The sequence below is a fragment of the Myxococcus sp. MxC21-1 genome, from assembly GCF_032612255.1.
In the GTDB taxonomy this organism is placed as follows: domain Bacteria; phylum Myxococcota; class Myxococcia; order Myxococcales; family Myxococcaceae; genus Myxococcus; species Myxococcus virescens.
This window is the reverse complement of record NZ_CP123278.1, coordinates 1,878,196-1,895,752: the sequence shown is the minus strand read 5'-3', so window position 1 is coordinate 1,895,752 and position 17,557 is coordinate 1,878,196. Positions and strand designations below refer to the sequence as shown.

Annotated in this window: 9 protein-coding genes and 2 pseudogenes; 4 read left to right on the top strand and 7 right to left on the bottom strand. The window is 70.9% G+C overall.

What is annotated here, in order from left to right; translation table 11 throughout:
- Window positions 1–6 precede the first annotated feature (6 nt).
- From QEG98_RS08950 to QEG98_RS08920, 7 genes and pseudogenes are all read right to left on the bottom strand, one after another.
- Window positions 7–267 (bottom strand): hypothetical protein, encoded by a 261-nt coding sequence (locus tag QEG98_RS08950; protein ID WP_316566405.1) that lies wholly within the window; start codon window positions 265–267, stop codon window positions 7–9.
- Window positions 264–1,103: a hypothetical protein gene (locus QEG98_RS08945; protein WP_316566404.1), complete on the bottom strand. Its 840-nt coding sequence runs from the start codon at window positions 1,101–1,103 to the stop codon at window positions 264–266. Before QEG98_RS08945 ends, QEG98_RS08950 begins: the two co-directional genes overlap by 4 nt.
- A 17-nt stretch (window positions 1,104–1,120) precedes the next feature.
- Window positions 1,121–3,004 (bottom strand): hypothetical protein, encoded by a 1,884-nt coding sequence (locus QEG98_RS08940; protein ID WP_316566403.1) that lies wholly within the window; start codon window positions 3,002–3,004, stop codon window positions 1,121–1,123.
- A gap of 105 nt (window positions 3,005–3,109) precedes the next feature.
- On the bottom strand, window positions 3,110–4,081 hold the full coding sequence (locus QEG98_RS08935; RefSeq protein WP_316566402.1) for a cytochrome c: 972 nt from the start codon (window positions 4,079–4,081) through the stop codon (window positions 3,110–3,112).
- A gap of 14 nt (window positions 4,082–4,095) precedes the next feature.
- A complete protein-coding gene (locus QEG98_RS08930; RefSeq protein WP_316566401.1) occupies window positions 4,096–4,944 on the bottom strand; it encodes a Rieske 2Fe-2S domain-containing protein in 849 nt (282 codons plus the stop codon).
- Between the two features lie 20 nt (window positions 4,945–4,964).
- Window positions 4,965–5,012 (bottom strand): annotated as a pseudogene (locus QEG98_RS08925) (hypothetical protein); the annotation flags it as partial.
- A gap of 86 nt (window positions 5,013–5,098) precedes the next feature.
- Entirely contained in the window at window positions 5,099–5,269 is a 171-nt protein-coding gene (locus tag QEG98_RS08920; protein ID WP_143043095.1) for a Xan family putative trans-acting RiPP leader peptide, read from the bottom strand.
- A 140-nt stretch (window positions 5,270–5,409) separates the two neighbouring features.
- Between QEG98_RS08920 and QEG98_RS08915 the strand changes: the two genes are divergently transcribed.
- From QEG98_RS08915 to QEG98_RS08900, 4 genes and pseudogenes are all read left to right on the top strand, one after another.
- Complete coding sequence (locus tag QEG98_RS08915) at window positions 5,410–7,359, top strand: hypothetical protein (RefSeq protein ID WP_316566400.1); 1,950 nt, start codon at window positions 5,410–5,412, stop codon at window positions 7,357–7,359.
- 28 nt (window positions 7,360–7,387) lie between these two features.
- A complete protein-coding gene (locus QEG98_RS08910; RefSeq protein WP_316566399.1) occupies window positions 7,388–8,203 on the top strand; it encodes a condensation domain-containing protein in 816 nt (271 codons plus the stop codon).
- Window positions 8,113–16,896: a non-ribosomal peptide synthetase gene (locus QEG98_RS08905; protein WP_316567854.1), complete on the top strand. Its 8,784-nt coding sequence runs from the start codon at window positions 8,113–8,115 to the stop codon at window positions 16,894–16,896. Before QEG98_RS08910 ends, QEG98_RS08905 begins: the two co-directional genes overlap by 91 nt.
- A pseudogene (locus QEG98_RS08900) lies at window positions 16,815–17,495 on the top strand (condensation domain-containing protein); the annotation flags it as partial. The gene QEG98_RS08905 and the pseudogene QEG98_RS08900, both read left to right, overlap by 82 nt.
- Window positions 17,496–17,557: the final 62 nt, after the last annotated feature.

Genomic DNA, 17,557 nt, shown 5'->3' with positions numbered 1-17,557 from the left:
GGTGCGTCACCCCTCCGGGTAGCAGAGGAAGCCGAAGTCCGGCGGCGGCGCGGGCTCCTCGTAGGGGTTCTCCTCCACGGGCTGCGAGGCCTCCATGGCGAACAGGCGCGTGAAGGACACGCCCGGCGGCAGGCCCTCGACGAAGAAGGGAGGCACCTCCCAGGGCCGGCCCTCTTCCTCGTCCTCCAGGGTGTCCACGAAGCTCACCGTCAGCGCGCTCGGGGCGCCCGGCTGCACCACCAGGGCGTAGTAGCCCAGGCTGCTCATGCCGTCGGGAACCGCGAAGTAGCCCATCTCCGTCTGGCCCGGGAACGAGCCCGGCGGCGCCCAGTCGATGGCGTACAGCGTGCCCGCCGTCGTCTCCGCCGCGATGTCACCGCTGGGGAACAGGAACGCGTCCAGCACCGGGCTGGGCGAGTAGACCCACAGCAGCGCCACCGAGCGGCCCGACGAGGCATCCGCCGGCTGGCCGGGGAGACGGACGTCCCCGTCTCCTCGGAAATGACCTGCGCCAGCGCGCCGAGCGCGCCCGCCTCGCCCACGATGGCCGGCGACTGGATGAGGCACTGCGTCCCGGTGGCCGCGATGGGCCGCAGGCTGGTGGTGGCGTAGTACGGCACCGCGGGGATGGGCGCGTGGCCCTCCTCCTCCGGGAACATGTCGGCGGCTCCCACGGAGAGCCCGGGCGCGGGCTCGGCGCGCATGAGGTACGGCACCGTCGGGTCGGAGGGAATGCCTTCCGTCTGGAAGTTGCCCCAGGGCGGCATCGCGGGGCCGCTGGTGTCGACCACCTCGCCGGTGGGCCCCACCATGCTGACCTGCGCGCCCCACACGGACGCGCGCATCACCGTGGGCATGCCATACAGCAGCGCCGGCAGCGGCGGCCCGGCATCCGGGTCCTCCGGGTCGGGCGGCCACATGACGAAGGTATAGAACATCGCCTCCGGATCGAAGACGACGCCGGAGACGGGCACCCGCCGGGCGGGCAGGTCGGTGTAGGGCGCCTCGGCGTCCAGCTTGGGCGGAGGCGGTGCGCTGCTATCAGCGCACGCGCTCAGCACGGCGGCGGACAGGGTCGAGGCAATGAGAGAGCGAACCTTCATGGCGTTCCTCTGAGGGCTCAGCGGGGCGGGAGGATGTGCTCGGCCGGCGGCGTGGTGACGTGGCACGACTCGGCGCAGTTGCCGTAGCCGTTGGGCGTGTTCTGCATGGGCTCGAAGCGAAGGTCGAAGTACTCCGTGCCGTGCGACGCCACGTGGCAGCCATTGCAGCTCATCAGGCTGGGCCACAGCGTGCTCTCCCGCGTCAGGTGACACATGGTGCAGTCACCCTTGTTCTGGTTGTACTTGCGCGAGCTGTTGTGGATGCGGTGGATGACGTCCGGCAGGTAGCCGTAGCCCTCCTCGATGTGGCACGTCTTGCACGCCTCCACGTGGTCCACGGACATGCCGTGGTGCACGTTGGAGAGCGAGTTCACCCCGTTGTGGCACACTTGGCAGTTGCCGACGCGGCCCGGGTACGTGGTGGGCTGGGCCTGGCCCACCTGGAAGAAGAAGGGGTCCAGCCGGTTGAGGCGCTCGCCCATGAAGGTGCGGTGCCCCTTGAGGAGGATGGCGTAAGTGCCCGCCTTCGCGTTCGGCGGCAGCGTCACGGTGTAGTGCGTGGGCGGCTGGGCATCACCGCCGCCCGCGAGCTGGTTGGAGCCGGGCGGCAGGTAGAAGTGCGGCTCGCTGAAGAGCGGGAAGGAGAAGTACGGCAGCGTGTAGGAGCCGCGCGACACCTGCAGGTCCTGCAACGGGCCCACCACCTTGAAGCCGGACTCCGAGGAGCTGGCCTCGCGGTAGGTCAGCAGCATCTCCTCGTTGAAGTACGCGAGGCCGTTGGAGGACTCGCTCATGTACTGGTTGTAGCTGGGCATCCGGTTGCGCGGATGCAGGCCGTTGCCGTCCCCGTCGCGCAGCGACACCATGAAGTCCACCGAGTCACCGGGCATGAAGTAGCTGCCGTTGGCCGGGCGGTTGACGCGCACCGCCTGCGTCAGGCCGAAGCCACAAGGCACCTGTTCGTCGGTGGCCAGCCCGCTCTCATCCAGCCGGTAGCAGGTGGCCGGACGCTCCGCCTCGGGGGTGAAGACGATGGGGAAGAGGAAGGGCTTGAGGGGCAGCAGGCTCCAGGTGACGCGGATGAGTCCCTCGCCGGAGAGCTGCGGCATGGTCAGCGTCTTGAACGGGTTGGTGGCGCCGGAGAAGGACGCCTTCACCATCGTCTTGTAGGTGGGCTCGGTGCCGTCCGGCAGCAGGCTCACCTCCGGGTCTCCCGGGAAGCGAGGCCGCGCCAGGTCCGCCACCAGCCAGCTGGCGCGCGTGCGGCCCGTGGTGGCGCTCTCACCCATGAAGTCACGGCGGCTGTAGGTGATGGAGGTGCGCACGGCGCCGTCCGCGTCGAGCACCTCGATGAGGAAGGTATCGTCCAGCGAGCGCATCCACGCGGCGTTCTCGTAGTACGTCTCGCGCTGGAAGGTGGAGTCGAAGTCGTTCGTCCACTCGTCCCGGCCGACCGTCACGCCCGACCAGTCCAGGTCCTTGAAGCGCGACTCCTTGCGCATCCAGAAGGACGGGGCGTGCTGGTTCTTGAAGTCGGTGTGGACGTCGGTGACGGCGTCCACCGCGGTGAACTCGCGGATGAAGTAGCTGACGCCCGGCGTCACCTCGAACCGCGCCGAGGGCGGCACCTGCTGGCCCATCCTGTTCATGGCCTCGCAGGTGGCCGGATAGTCCGGCAGGTCCAGCGAGCCGGCCGACACCGGCTCACCGGTGGGCAGGATGGCGCAGCCATTGAAGTACAGCAGGGACAGGGAGATGGCGCCGGAGGCCGAGCTCGAATACGGGTCGAACGCCCTCGCGCCGCGGCCACGGGTCCCTTCGGCGTCGCCGATGTTGAAGACGTCGCAGCCGGCGGAGCACGCCAGCACGGACAGGAGCAGTCGCTTGAAAAGAGATTTCATGGGGGCACGCGTCACGCGCGACCATGGGGGAAGGGCGCGCAACGATGGGCTTTCAGGGGACGCGCTGGGAGTCTACCGGACGCTCCCAGGTGGCGCCAGAATGGGTCATTTGCCAGACGCGGTCGGCGCGGCGGGGGCCACGGCGGGCACCGTGCGCAGGTAACGGTAGAGGGCCTTGAGGTCCGCCTCCGCCAGTCCGGCGAAGAAGCCCCAGGGCATGGTGAGCTTGTTCACCGGCCCGCCCGCGCGGGCGCGGGTGCCAGTCCTTGAAGGCGGTGAAGCGGGCGACGAAGGCCGCTTCGTCCACGGCGCCCAGTCCGCGTGCATGCGGCGTGAGATTGGAAACGACTTCCGGGCCGTGCGGCGTGGGCAGCGGACGTCCTCCCACGAAGGGCGTGCCCGCCTCGTCCATGCCCGCGTGACACGCGGCGCACTGCGCCATGGTGGCCGGTAGCGACCGCGAGAGACGTCATCCGCGGCGGGCTCCGGCACGGCCGTCTTCATGGGCGCGGCCATGTCCTTGTACTGCGCGTACACCTCGTCCGGGATGACCGAGCGGGCCGAAGCGCGCGGGGCGGCCGGGGCCTGACGCAGCCAGGCAATCACGGCCTGGGCGTCCGCGTCCGACAACTCGCGGTAGAGGAGGAACGGCATGAGCGGGAAGAGCGTCTTCCCGTCGCGCCCGGTGCCATCGCGCAGCGCGCGCATCAGCTCCTCATCCGTCCAGCGGCCGATGCCGTGCTCGGGATCGGAGGTGATGTTGGGCGCGCAGACGCGACCGGGCAGCTCCCAGGCCGGGTCGTCCCAGCAGGCGCCGGAGAGCGAGGGCCCGGAGGCGGGGCCTCCATACCGAGCCCAGTCGCGCGGCGTGTGGCAGGAGCCACAGGCGAGCACGTTCTCCACGAGGTAGCGGCCCCGCTCCAGCTTCGCCGCGTCCGCGGACGCTGTGACGGGCGGGACGGCGGGAGCACGAGGTGCTGGCGCTGATGCGGCCGGAGCCTTCGCGGGTGGCGGCGGCGATTCGTTGCGCTGACAGGCGCTCAGCGCCAGCAGCAGGAACAGGAGATGGGAGCGCATGGGGGTGTGGGTCCTCATTCCGGGGCGGGTCCGTCCACGGGCTTGCCCAGCCGCAGGGCGATGACGCCCCGGCGGTATTCGATGGGCAGGCGGTCCGCGGGCGTGTGGACCTCACTGGCGAAGTCCAGGGGCTGGGCCCGGGGACGCACGCCCTCCAGCGTGCGCCGGTCCTGCTCCAGGATGGCCAGCTCACTCTTCACGAACATGTCCGGGAAGTGGTTGCGCAGCCGGGGGTGGTACGAGGCGAAGTAGAAGCACCGCATCTTCTCCTCGGAGAGCGGAGAGGCGATGGCGTAGACGGTGTGGACGTAGAAGAGCGTGGGCTTGAAGGCCAGCCTCGCGGCGAAGGGCAGCGTCACGTCGTAGGTGAGCGTGGTGCGATCCACCCGGGGCGGCAGGCCATCCGTCGCCGGAGCCAGCGCCGGGTAGACGATGCGCGCGCCGACGCCGGTGGCGCGCCGCTCCACTTCATAGGGAGGTACTTCCGGCTGCTCCGGGTTGCCGAAGGTGCCCTCGTGCACGAAGGACAGGTGCGCCACGTCCAGGACGACCTCAATCATCCGGCCCGCGGCGACGTCCCACTCCAGCACCGGCAGGGGCACGGTGGCCAGGGCACCGTCCTCCAGCTCCGGCCACTCCGGCAGCGGCGCGGCGGGCTCCGGGGACAGGCAGACCCAGACGAGGCCGTACCGCTCCGTGGCCTGGAAGGCGGGGACGCGTGCCCGGGCGGGAATGGGCGCGGCGGGCTGTGACGGCACCCGCACACAGCGTCCGTCCGTGCCGTAGGTCCAGCCATGGAAGCCGCAGCGCAGCCCTCCGGGGTGACGACGCCCAGGCTGAGGTCGGCGCCCCGGTGCGCACACCGCCGGTGCGTCACGGCCACGCCCGAGCCCGTCCGCCACAGCACCAGCTCCGTCCCCAGCAACTGCACGGCGAGCGGAACGGCCGTCAGCGCGCTGGAGAAGGCGACCGGGTGCCAGTACGGAGAGAAGGCGTCAACGTAGGAACGCACGACCCTTAAGCCAGCGCGAGCGGAGCAATCTTGCTCTCGATCTCCTCGAGCAGGAAGTCGATCTCCTCGATCTCATCCAGCTTCTCGGGCGCGGTGGAGACCTCGTTGTGCGCCGCCTCGGAAGTGGCGGGCTCGGAGTGGGCGGGCGCTGCGGACAGGGTCTCTTCCGAAGCCATGAGGCCTCCTGGGTCGGGGGGTGGGGGCGCGATTGTGTCCGGCTGTCTGGGGGGCCTGTCAATCCGGAGTCCCCTTTCTTAAGAAATTTTCGACACATGTATCGCTGATTGAGACTCGTATACGCTCAGGGGCCCCTGTGATGATGCCCCCCCTGCCCGTTCGAGCCCTGGCCGCGGCCATCCTGCTCTGGAGTCTTGCCGCGTCCGCCGAACCCTGGAACGGCACGGAGCCGGGCACGACGACGCTCCAGCAGGTCCTGCTCTCCTTTGGCCCGCCCACCCGGCAGGTCCACGAGGACGGCGCGGTGGTGCTGACGTACCAGCGCAAGGCCGCGCCGGGAGGCACCCGGAGCACGCGCTTCCACTTCGACGCCCGGCAGGGCGTGCTGCGCCGCATCGAGGTGGTGCCCACGAAGCCGCCGACGCTGGCGGGGCTCGTCGCGCTGTACGGCCCCGCGTGTGGCGCGGCGAAGGCCTCGGAGGCAGGCCCGGACTGTCACGAGGAAGAAGCCGCGCCCGCGCGCCAGCGCTGGTGGCACTACCGCGCGCGCGGGCTGAGCGTGCTCCTCGACAAGCAGCGGCGCGTGAAGTCGATGCGCTACACCGAGCCCCTGGCCTCCGAGAGCCCGGCCCCGGCACGAGGCGCCATGGCTTCGGCCGGGAGTGAAGGCGCCACCGTGCCGGCCGCGGCGGCGGCGCTGGATGTCCCGAGGGCGGCGCCCGCCACGGGGACGCTGCCGCCCGACACGGACTCCGCCTCCGGGCTCGCCACCGCCGCCGTGGACCCGAGCGGGGCCGGTGCGCCCGACGGTTTCGAGGACCTGCTGGACGCTCCCGCTCCCGCGCCTCGGCCGGCCGGTCCATCGGGCGCCATCGTGGAGGGCTGGCAGGGCCCGGAAGGCGAGGCCGCGGACCCCTGGCATGAGACGGCGCAGGAGCGTCAGCAGGACGTGCTCGCGGTGGGCGGCATCTACTTCCAGCGCGCGGAGGTGACGGGGCTGCGCTCCCAGGGGAAGACGTCGTACCAGCCCGTCCTGCCCGCGCTCGCGGACATCTACCTGGACGCGACGCCGTCGAAGCACGTGCGCGGCTTCATGATGGGCCGGTTGGCGTATGACCCGCTGTCCACGGAGGCGAACGGACCCGCCGCCGTGCTGGGCCAGATGTGGCTGAAGTTCGACGTCGCCCAGCGGCTGTTCGTCACCGCCGGGCGCCAGGAGATTCGCTGGGGCAGCTCGCAAATCTGGAACCCGACCGACTTCCTGCAGGCGCCCAACCCGGATCCGCTCAACATCTTCGACCTGCGCACGGGCGTCGACATGGTCCGCCTCACGGTGCCGTGGGAGGCCATGGCCGCCAACCTGTCGCTCCTGGGCACGGCCAACGTGGAGGACGTCAGCGAGGACCTCCGGCGGGTGCGCTACGGCGGTGGCGTGCGCGCGGAGATGGCGGTGGGCACGGGCGAAATCGCCGCGACGGCGGTGTTCGACCAGTCGCGCCGGCCCCGGTACGGCCTGGACGCGACGATGGCGCTGGGCCTGCTGGACTTCAACGCCGAGGTGGCCTGGGTGGGCGACGGCAACACGCGGCTCTGGGCCCGTGATGGCGACAGCTTCGTGGAGCGCACGCTGGAGGGACGCAAGTTGCTGGTCAGCGCGGGCGTTTCGGCCACGTTCAACTTCGCCGAGCTCTACCGCGCCGTCATCCGGGTGGAGGGCTTCCACAACCCGCTGGGCTACGACGACCGCGCCTTCCTGCCCTGGCTGAGTTCGCAGGGGGACTTCCGGCCGCTCTTCCATGGCCGCTACTACGCCATGGGGCAGGTCAACATCGGCCGGCGTGGCGTGTCCCAGCTGTCGCTCATCTTCACCACCATCGCCAACGTGCAGGATGCGTCGTACCTGTCACGGCTGGCCTTCAACTCCTCGCCCTTCGACATCCGGGACATCTTCGTCCAGACCTTCGTCGAGGTGCCCTACGGCGAGCGTGGCAGCGAGTTCCGCTTCGAGAGCATCCCCGCGGACCCCACCGTTTCCGGTTCGGGGCTGGGCGTCTTCCGCGCGGGCGTGAGCCTCTACGTTCGCATCTAGCCCACCGGGCCTTCCGGAATCCGACTTCATGACCTCGCGATCCGACTCCGACTCCCTCGCCGCCGCGAAGCGCGAGCAATTGCGCAAGTTGCTGGAGCAGCGCAAGAACCCCGGCACGGGGAGCGCCGCGCCCTCCTCGCCACAGCGGAACGTGGTGGGCCCCTCGCGCCGCCCGGCGGGGACGGCCGACGTGCTGTCGCCCGCGCAGGAGCGCATGTGGTTCCTGCACCAGCTCCGCCCGGACACCGCGACCTACGTGGTGCCGTGGGCCGCGATGCTGGAGTCCCCCGTGGACGCGGGCGCGCTCGACGCGGCGCTGCGAGCCCTGCTGTCGCGCCATCCCCTGCTCCGAGCCCGCTTCCCCGCCGAGGGCGGCCGTCCCCAGGTGCGCTACCTGGACCTGCCCGAGCGCGTCCTCGACGTGGAGGATGCGACGGGCGCGAGCGAGGCCCTGCTGTCGCGCAGGCTGCGCGAAGAAGCCTCCCGGCCATTCGACCTGGAGCAGGGGCCGCTGTACCGCTTCCGGCTGCTGAAGCTCTCCAGCCAGCGGCAGGTGCTGGTCCTGGTGTTCCACCACCTGGTCACCGACGGCGCGTCCATCAACGTGTTGATGCGCGAGCTGGGTGTGCTCCATGCCGCGCACGCCCGGGGTGAAGTCCCCGCGCTGGCGGCGCTCCCGCTGGAGTACGCGGATGCCGCCGCCTGGCAGCACACGCCCGACGCCGCCGCGAATGAACCAGAGCTGATGGCCTTCTGGAAGCGGCAGCTCGAAGGCGCCGTGCAGGGGCTGGAGCTGCCCACCGACAAGCCTCGGCCCGTGCGGCGGTCGGACCGGGGGCGCTGACGGAGCGCATCGCCCTCCCCGCCTCGCTCACGGGCGCGCTGCGCGCCTTCAGCCGGGAACGGCAGGTGTCGCCGTTCATGACGCTGTACGCGGCCTTCGCGGCGCTGCTGTACCGGTACTCGCGGCAGGACGACTTCTGCGTTGGCACGCCGGTCTCCGGGCGCACGCACCCGTCCCTGGAGGGGCTGGTCGGCCTGTTCGTCAACACGGTGGTGCTGCGCACGCGCGTCACCGCGGCGGGTGCCTTCACCGCGCTGCTCGACCAGGTTCGCGCCACCACGCTGGATGCGCTGGGCCACCAAGCCCTCCCCTTCGAGCGGTTGGTGCAGGCCCTGGGCGTGGAGCGGAGCCTCAGCCACTCCCCGCTGTTCCAGGTGATGTTCGACCTGTACCGCGTGGAGCATTCCCTGGCGGGCGCCTTCCCGGAGGCCCGCGACCTCCCCATGGACACGGGCGCGTGCGAGTTCGACCTGCACGTCACGCTCTTCGAGAGCGCATCCGGCTTCGAGCTGTTCGCCCGCTACAGCACCGACCTCTTCGAGGCCGCCACGGTGCGGCGGATGCTGGGGCACTATCTCCACCTCCTCACGCATGCGCTGCGCGCGCCGGACACGCGCGTGGATGCGCTGTCGTTGCTGCCTGATGCGGAGCGCGCCCGCGTGCTGGCGGACTCGAACCCGCCGCGCCGGCCCTTCCCGCTGGAAGCCGCCTTCCCCGAGCACTTCTCCGCCCAGGCCGCGCGCACGCCGAACCAGGTGGCCCTGGCGTCCTCCAGCGCTCGGTGGACCTATGCGGAGCTGGAAGCCCACACCAACCGCGCCGCGCGACGGCTGGTGTCCCAGGGAGTCGGCCTGGAGTCCGTGGTGGCCGTGCTCGGGCGCCGCAGCGAAGCCACCGTGCGCGCGCTGCTGTCGATTCACAAGGCGGGCGGCGCGTACCTTCCGCTGGACGCGCAGCTCCCCGCGGCGCGGCTGGCCCGACTCCTGGAGGAGAGCCGCGCGCCGTTCGTGCTTCCGCTGGGCACGGACGAGGCCCTGCTGTCGGAGGTGCTCGCGGGCGTGCCCGAAGCCCGGCGGCCTCGGGTGCTGTCGCTGGAGGGACTCGAGTCGCAGAGCGCGGAGCGGCTGTCGCCGCGTGCCACGCCGGACTCGCTGGCCTACGTCCTCTTCACCTCCGGCTCCACCGGCACGCCCAAGGGCGTCATGGTGGACCACCGCGGCATGCTCAACCACCTGTTGGGCATGCGCGAGGCGCTGGGCCTGGACGGGTTTGACGTCGTGGCCCAGATTGCCGCGCTCAGCTTCGACATCTCCATCTGGCAGATGTTGGGCGCGCTGCCCGGTGGCGGCACCACGTACCTCATCGAAGACGACGTGATGAGGGATCCGCCCCGGCTCGCCGACGCGCTGGAGCAGGGCCGCGCCACCGTCATGGAGATGGTGCCCTCCGTCCTCCAGGCCATCCTGGAGGGCGCTCGTCCGGAGCAGGACTTCCCGGACATGCGATGGGTGGTGCTCGGCGGCGAGCCCGTGCCGCCCGCGCTGTGCCGGACCTGGCTGGAGCGCTGCCCGGGCTGCCGGATGGCGGACGCCTACGGCCCGACGGAGAGCTCGGACGTCGCCAGCCTCCACTTCATCAACGAGGCCCCTGAAGGCAGCTTCACCCCCATCGGCACGCCCAAGGCCAACATGGAGGTGTACGTCCTGGACGACGCCCTCCAGCCTGTTCCGGTCGGCGTCGTGGGCGAGCTGTACCTGGGCGGCCTGGGCGTGGCCCGTGGGTACGTGGGACGCGCGGACCTCACCGCCGAGCGCTTCGTTCCGCACCCTTTCAGCGCCACGCCGGGCGCGCGACTCTACCGGACGGGAGACCTGGGGCGCTGGTTGCCGGACGGCGTGCTCCAGTTCGTCTCTCGCGCCGACCTCCAGGTGAAGGTGCGCGGCATGCGCATCGAGCTGGGCGAAGTCGAAGCCGCCCTCGCCTCGCTCCCCGGCGTTCGCTCCGCCGCCGTCACCGTCCAGCGACGCGGGCCCTCCGACTCATGGCTCGTCGCCTGGGTCGTCCCCGCTTCTCCCGACGCCGACGTCCACTCCCTTCAGGCCGCCCTCGCTCGTCTCCTCCCGGCCTTCATGCTTCCCTCTCGCTGGGTCCTTCGGGCCCAGCTTCCTCTCACCTCCACCGGCAAGCTCGACCGCAAGGCCCTCGCCGCGCTTCCTCTCGACGAGGCCCCTTCCCTCTCCGAAGGCGGGCCTCCTCGCGGGCCCCTGGAGGAGCTGCTTGCTCAGCTCTTCTGCCAGGTCCTCGGCCTCGAGCGCATCGAGCGGGAGGCCAGCTTCTTCCACCTCGGTGGCCATTCGCTCTCCGCCACCCGGCTGGTGGCTCGCGTCCGCCACTCCCTGGGCGTCCAGCTTCCCCTCTCCGCCCTCTTCACCTCCCCTTCCGTCGCGGGCCTCGCGCTGGAAGTCGCTTCGCTTCAGCGCTCCTCGTCCTCGCTTCCGCCTCCGGCGCCTTCTGACTCGGCGCCTTCGCTCTCCCAGGCTCAGGAGCGGCTCTGGTTCATCCATCAGCTCCAGCCGGGCTCGGGCGCCTACCACATCCCCCAGGCCGTCGAGCTTCGCGGCACGGTGAGCGCCGACGCGCTGGATGCGGCGGTGCGGTGGCTGCTGGAGCGCCATCCCGTGCTGCGCACCACCGTGGTGTCACAGCAGGGACAGGCGCGCGTCGAGGTGTCCTCTATTCCCGCGCGTGTGCTTCAAGTCGAAGCCCTGCGCGCGGCCCCCGAGGCACTGGAGCTTCGGCTTCAGCAGGAATCATGGCGGCCCTTCTCGCTGGAGCAGGGACCGCTGTACCGCTTTCTGCTGCTCGACGTAGGGGAGGACCGGCACGTGCTGCTGGCCGTGTTCCATCACCTGGTGGTGGACGGCCTCTCGCTGGACATCCTGCTGCGCGAGCTGGGTGAAGCGTATGCCGCCTTCCAGCAGGGTCATGCGCCCACGCTGGCCCCGGTGGCGCTGCACTACGCGGACGTGGCCAACTGGCAGCGCTCCGAGCCTGTCCATGCGCGCGACACGGCCCAGCTCGACTACTGGAAGCAGCGGCTCTCCGGCACGCCGGAGCTGCTCCAACTGCCCACCGACAAGCCGCGCCCCGCCGTCCTCACACACCAGGGTGCCTCCACGGGGACCCAGGCACTGCCTGCCGCGCTGACGGACACTGTGCAGCGCGCTTGCCGTGAACACGAAGCCACGCCGTTCATGGTGCTGTACGCCGCGTTCGCCGCGCTGCTGTACCGCTACTCCCAACAGGACGATTTCTGCGTCGGCACGCCCGTCTCCGGCCGCACCCACCCTTCGCTCGAAGGTGTCGTCGGTCTGCTCGCCAACACCGTGCCTCTGCGCACGCAGGTGGATGCATCCACCTCCTTCGCCTCGCTCCTTGCCCAGGTCCGCTCCACCACGCTGGATGCGCTCTCGCATCAGGACGTGCCCTTCGAGCAACTGGTCCATGCGCTCGGCGTGGAGCGCAGCCTCAGTCATGCGCCCCTGTACCAGGTGATGTTCGACCTGCACCGGGTGCAGGGTTCACTCGAGGATGCATTCGCGGAGCTGGATGCGCGCCCAGTCGCCGTTGACATTCGCGCCAGCCCGTTCGACCTCGCGTTGAGTGTCATCGAGCAGGCAGGGAGCTTCGAGCTCTTCCTCCGCTACAGCGGCGAGCTGTTCGAGCCGGAGACCGCTCGACGGATGATGGAGCACTATCAGCGTCTGCTCACCCAGGCGCTGGCCGAACCGAACCTGCCGCTGTCGCGGCTGTCCTTGCTGTCGTCCGACGAGCAGGCGCTGGTGCTTCGCCACGCCCGTCCCGCGCCGCTGGCTTTCGACCTGGACACCTGCCTGCCTGAGCGCATCAGCGCCCATGCGCGCAACACACCCGAACGGCTGGCGCTTGCCTCCGCCGACGCACAGTGGACCTACGCGCAACTGGAGGCCCTGAGTCTTCGCGCCGCGCGCACGCTTCGCGCCCAGGGCGTTGGGCACGAGTCCGTGGTGGCCCTCCTCGGCCGCCGATCCGAGGCCACCGTTCGCGCGCTGCTGTCGCTGCACAAAGCCGGTGCCGCCTACCTCCCGCTGGACGCTCAACTGCCCGCGGCGCGCCTCGCACGGCTGCTGCTGGAGAGCCGCGCGCCCTTCGTCCTTCCCTTGGGCCCTGTCGAGGCGCTGCTCACCGAGGTGCTCGCGGAGATACCGCCCGAGCATCGGCCGCGCGTGCTGTCGATCCAGAACCTGGAGGCCGAATCTGACGCGCCGCTGCCTTCCTTCGCGACGCCGGACTCGCTGGCCTACGTCCTCTTCACCTCCGGCTCCACTGGCACACCCAAGGGCGTCATGGTGGACCACCGCGGCATGCTCAACCACCTGCTGGGCATGCAGCACTCGCTGCAACTTGGCGCGTCCGACGTGCTCGCGCAGACGGCGCCTCTCTCCTTTGACATCTCCATCTGGCAGATGCTGGGAGCGCTGGCCGCCGGAGGGACGACCTCCGTCGTGGATGACGACGTGGTGCGTGAGCCCGCCCGGCTCATCGCGGCCTTGCAGCAAGCGGGTGCCACCACCGTGGAGCTGGTGCCCTCGCTGCTCCAGGCCCTGCTCGAGGAGCCCGGAGAGGCGCCGCTGCCCGCCCTTCGCCAGATGCTCACCATTGGCGAGGCCCTGCCGCCTTCGACCTGCCGTGCGTGGTTCGAACGCCACCCCGGCCTGCCACTGGTCAACGCCTACGGCCCCGCCGAGTGCGCGGACACCGCCACCCTCTGGCGCATGCACGCTCCGCCCGCGAGCGCCAGCACGCCCATCGGCACGCCCAAGGCCAACATGGAGGTGTACGTCCTGGACGACGCGCTCCAGCCGCTGCCTCCGGGTGTCCCGGGTGAGCTCTACATCGGCGGCACGGGCGTCGGTCGTGGCTACGTGGGACGCGCGGACCTCACCGCCGAGCGCTTCATCCCGCATCCCTTCAGCACCACGCCGGGCTCGCGCCTCTACCGGACGGGAGACCGGGGCCGCTGGAATGCCGACGGAACCCTGGGCTTCCTGGGCCGCGTCGACTTCCAGGTGAAGGTGCGCGGCATGCGCATCGAGCTGGGCGAAGTCGAAGCCGCCCTCGCCTCGCTCCCCGGCGTTCGCTCCGCCGCCGTCACCGTCCAGCGACGCGGGCCCTCCGACTCATGGCTCGTCGCCTGGGTCGTCCCCGCTTCTCCCGACGCCGACGTCCACTCCCTTCAGGCCGCCCTCGCTCGTCTCCTCCCGGCCTTCATGCTTCCCTCTCGCTGGGTCCTTCGGGCCCAGCTTCCTCTCACCTCCACCGGCAAGCTCGACCGCAAGGCCCTCGCCGCGCTTCCTCTCGACGAGGCCCCTTCCCTCTCCGAAGGCGGGCCTCCTCGCGGGCCCCTGGAGGAGCTGCTTGCTCAGCTCTTCTGCCAGGTCCTCGGCCTCGAGCGCATCGAGCGGGAGGCCAGCTTCTTCCACCTCGGTGGCCATTCGCTCTCCGCCACCCGGCTGGTGGCTCGCGTCCGCCACTCCCTGGGCGTCCAGCTTCCCCTCTCCGCCCTCTTCACCTCCCCTTCCGTCGCGGGCCTCGCGCTGGAAGTCGCTTCGCTTCAGCGCTCCTCGTCCTCGCTTCCGCCTCCGGCGCCTTCTGACTCGGCGCCTTCGCTCTCCCAGGCTCAGGAGCGGCTCTGGTTCATCCATCAGCTCCAGCCGGACTCCGGTGCTCATGTCGTCGGACAGGCCGCGGAGTGGACGGGCTCGGTGGACGTGGCCGCGCTGGATGCGGCGGCGCGGTGGTTGCTGGAGCGCCATCCGGTGCTGCGCACCACCGTGTCCTCACGACAGGGTCAGCCGCAGGCGAACGTGTCCCCGGTCCCCGCCAGCGTGCTTCAGGTGGAGCCCCTGGCGCCGGGGGCGGACGCCCAGGCCCGTCAGGCTCGGCGCCTGACGGAAGAAGGCAATCGGCCGTTCGATGTGGAGCACGGTCCGCTGTATCGATTCCTGCTGCTCGAAGCCGAGCAAGCGCGGCATGTGCTGGTCGTCGTGTTCCACCACCTGGTGAGCGACGCGCTGTCCGCGGGCCTGCTCATGCGCGAACTGGGCGAGGCGTACGCCGCCTTCCAGCAGGGCCATGCGCCCACGCTCGCCCCGGTGGCGCTGCACTACGCGGACGTGGCCAGTTGGCAGCGCTCCGAGCCTGTCCGCGCTCGCGACACGGCTCAGCTCGACTACTGGAAGCAGCGGCTCGCCGATGCGCCGGAGCTGCTTCAGCTCCCCACCGACAAGCCGCGCCCCGCCGTCCTCACGCACCGGGGCGACAACACCGGCTACCACCCGCTGCCGCCGTCTCTCTCCGAGAGCCTGCGAGCGCTGTGCCGGCAACAGCAGGTCACGCCGTTCATGGTGCTGTACGCCGCGTTCGCCGCGCTGCTGTACCGCTACTCCCAGCAGGACGATTTCTGCGTCGGCACGCCCGTCTCCGGCCGCACCCACCCTTCACTCGAAGGCGTCGTGGGACTGCTCGCCAACACCGTGCCTCTGCGCACGCAGGTGGATGCGTCCACCTCCTTCGCCTCGCTCCTTGCCCAGGTCCGCGCTACCACGCTGGACGCGCTCTCGCATCAGGACGTGCCCTTCGAGCAACTGGTGCGCGCCGTGGGCGTGGAGCGCAGCCCGGGGCACGCGCCGCTCGTGCAGGTGATGTTCGACCTGCATCGCACCGAGCTGTCCGCCGCCAGTGGCTTCCATGCCCTGGGTGCACGGCGCGTCCCCATCGAGACATGGACGTGCGAGGTCGACCTCTTCCTCACCGCCATCGAGGTGGGCGAGGGCTTCGAGGTCTACTTCCAGTACAGCACCGACCTGTTCGAGCCCGGCACCGTGGAGCGACTGCGCAACCACTACGTGCAGCTCCTGGCCCACGCGGTGGCCGCGCCTCGCACGTCCGTGGGTGAGTTGTCCCTGCTCTCCGCCACCGAACGAGAGCAGGTGCTCCAAGGCTTCAACGCCACCGAGCGCCCCTTCGACTCGGAGGGGACCATCGTGTCCCTCATCGAGGCCCAGGTGGCCCGCACGCCGGACGCGCCAGCGGTGGTGGCGCCGGAAGGTACGCTCACGTTCCGGGAGCTGCACACCCGGGCGTCGAGGCTCGCGGCACACCTGACCGCCTCGGGCGCGGGGCCCGAAGCCGTGGTGGGCCTGTGCCTGGAGCGCTCACTGGACGCGGTGGTATCCCTGGTCGCCATCTTCATCAGTGGCGCGGGCTGCCTTCCCCTGGAGGCGTCGCATCCACCCGCTCGCCGCGCGGCGCTGCTGCGCCAGGCCCGTGCACGGCTCGTTGTCAGCCGCCCGGGACTCTTCGCGGGCGTGGAGCCTGGGGTTCCCCTCGTGTCGCCCGACGTGCGTGGAGACGTGGTGGCCGTCCCCCGCCCCCCGCGCGCCGAGCACCTCGCCTATCTGCTCTACACATCCGGCTCCACGGGCGAGCCCAAGGGCGTGGAGCTCACCCACCGCAACGTCGTCCACTGCTTCGCGGCGTTCGACACGTACTACGCCACACAGCCGGGAGACTGCTGGGCGTCGTCGGGAAGCCTGTCCTTCGACATCCACCTGGAGGAGTTGCTCTTCAGCATCACCCGTGGCGCGCGCACCGTGTTGCGCGAAGTGGGCCCTCTGGGCCTGGGCCGCGACATCCTCGGCCACGGCATCACCCATGTCGTCATCACGCCGTCCTCGCTGGCCACCGCGCTGGAGGAGCCCGGTGCGGCGGAGGCGTTCCGCTCGCTCAAGGTGCTCGTGACGGGCGGCGAGGTGCTGCCAGACCCGTTGGTGCGGCAGCTCGCGCTCACCGACACGCGGCTGGTCAACACCTATGGCCCCACGGAGACGAGCATCAACGTCGCGGCGGAAATCACGCTGCCCGACCGTCCCGTGCGCCTGGGCCGTCCGCTGGACCGGTGCCGGCTGTACGTCCTGGATGCGAACGGCGCTCCGGTGCCGCCGGGAGTCCCCGGCGAGCTCTACATCGGCGGTACCTGCCTGGGCCGCGGCTACCGCGACCGGCCGGACCTCACCGCCGAGCGCTTCATCCCAGACGCCTTCTCCGGCAGGGAGGGTGGCCGCCTGTACCGCACGGGTGACCGGGTGCGGTGGAACGGGGATGGCTCGCTCGGCTTCCTGGGGCGCACCGACTTCCAGGTGAAGGTGCGCGGCGTCCGCGTGGAGTTGGAGGAAGTGGAGGCCGCCCTCCTGCGCCAGCCCGGTGTGAGGCAGGCATCGGTAGTGGTGCGCGGCGCTCAGCGAGATGCACGCCTGGAGGCGTTCCTCGTGCTGGAAGACACGGCTGCCGGCGTCGAGTCCCGGCTCCGCGAAGGGCTGTCGCGCGCGCTGCCCGAGGCCCTGGTGCCCTCGCGCTTCACGGTGCTGACCGCCCTGCCGATGACGACCAGTGGCAAGGTGGACCGCAAGGCACTGGCGGCCCTGCCCATCCCGGACATCGCGCCGGAGGCCGCACCCGAAGCGCGTCCCCGTGGCGCCGTCGAGGAGTTGCTCGCCCTGCTGTTCTGCCGGTGCTGGGCCTGCCGCAGGTGCGGCGCGAGGACGACTTCTTCCACATCGGAGGTCACTCGCTGGCCGCCACGCGGCTGGTAGCGCGAGTGCGACAGGCGTTCGACGTGGAGTTCCCACTCCAGGCGTTCTTCACCGAGCCGACCGTCGCGGGCCTCGCGCGCGAGCTGGAGACGCGGCGTGACGGCGCGGCCCCGCTCCCCGCGCCCGTGCCGCGTCCAGCGGACGCCGCGTTGGTCCTGTCTCCCACGCAGGAGCGGCTGTGGTTCGTGCAGCAGCTCCATCCGGGCACCAGCGCCTATCACCTCGCGGAGGCGGTGGAGCTGGACGGTCCTCTGGATGTGGCGGCGATGGAAGACGCCTTGCGCTGGCTGGTGACGAGGCATCCGGTGCTGCGGCTCGCCGTGCCGGCGCGCGACGGCCTTCCGGCGCCCGTGCTGTGCCCCGTGTCTCCACGCGTCTTGGAGGTGGAAGAAGCGCCGTCCGCGGCGCAGTGGGCCCGGGACGCGGTTCACGCATCCTTCGACCTGGCGCGCGGCCCGCTCTATCGATTCCGACTGCTGCGCACGGCGCCGGAGCAGCACGTCCTGCTGCTCGCCTTCCATCACCTCGTGGTGGACGGGCTGTCACTGGACGTCCTGGTGCGCGAGCTGGGCGAAGCCTACGCGGCGTTCCATCAACGCCGCACGCCCACGCTGCCAACGCCCCGGCTGGAGCATGCGGACATCGCCGCGTGGCTGCGCAC

Coding starts and splice junctions, on each gene's coding strand:
- QEG98_RS08950 (WP_316566405.1), bottom strand. CDS start 267: ATGAGCAGCCTGGGCTACTACGCCCTGGTGGTGCAGCCGGGCGCCCCG.
- QEG98_RS08945 (WP_316566404.1), bottom strand. CDS start 1,103: ATGAAGGTTCGCTCTCTCATTGCCTCGACCCTGTCCGCCGCCGTGCTG.
- QEG98_RS08940 (WP_316566403.1), bottom strand. CDS start 3,004: ATGAAATCTCTTTTCAAGCGACTGCTCCTGTCCGTGCTGGCGTGCTCC.
- QEG98_RS08935 (WP_316566402.1), bottom strand. CDS start 4,081: ATGCGCTCCCATCTCCTGTTCCTGCTGCTGGCGCTGAGCGCCTGTCAG.
- QEG98_RS08920 (WP_143043095.1), bottom strand. CDS start 5,269: ATGGCTTCGGAAGAGACCCTGTCCGCAGCGCCCGCCCACTCCGAGCCC.
- QEG98_RS08915 (WP_316566400.1), top strand. CDS start 5,410: ATGATGCCCCCCCTGCCCGTTCGAGCCCTGGCCGCGGCCATCCTGCTC.
- QEG98_RS08910 (WP_316566399.1), top strand. CDS start 7,388: ATGACCTCGCGATCCGACTCCGACTCCCTCGCCGCCGCGAAGCGCGAG.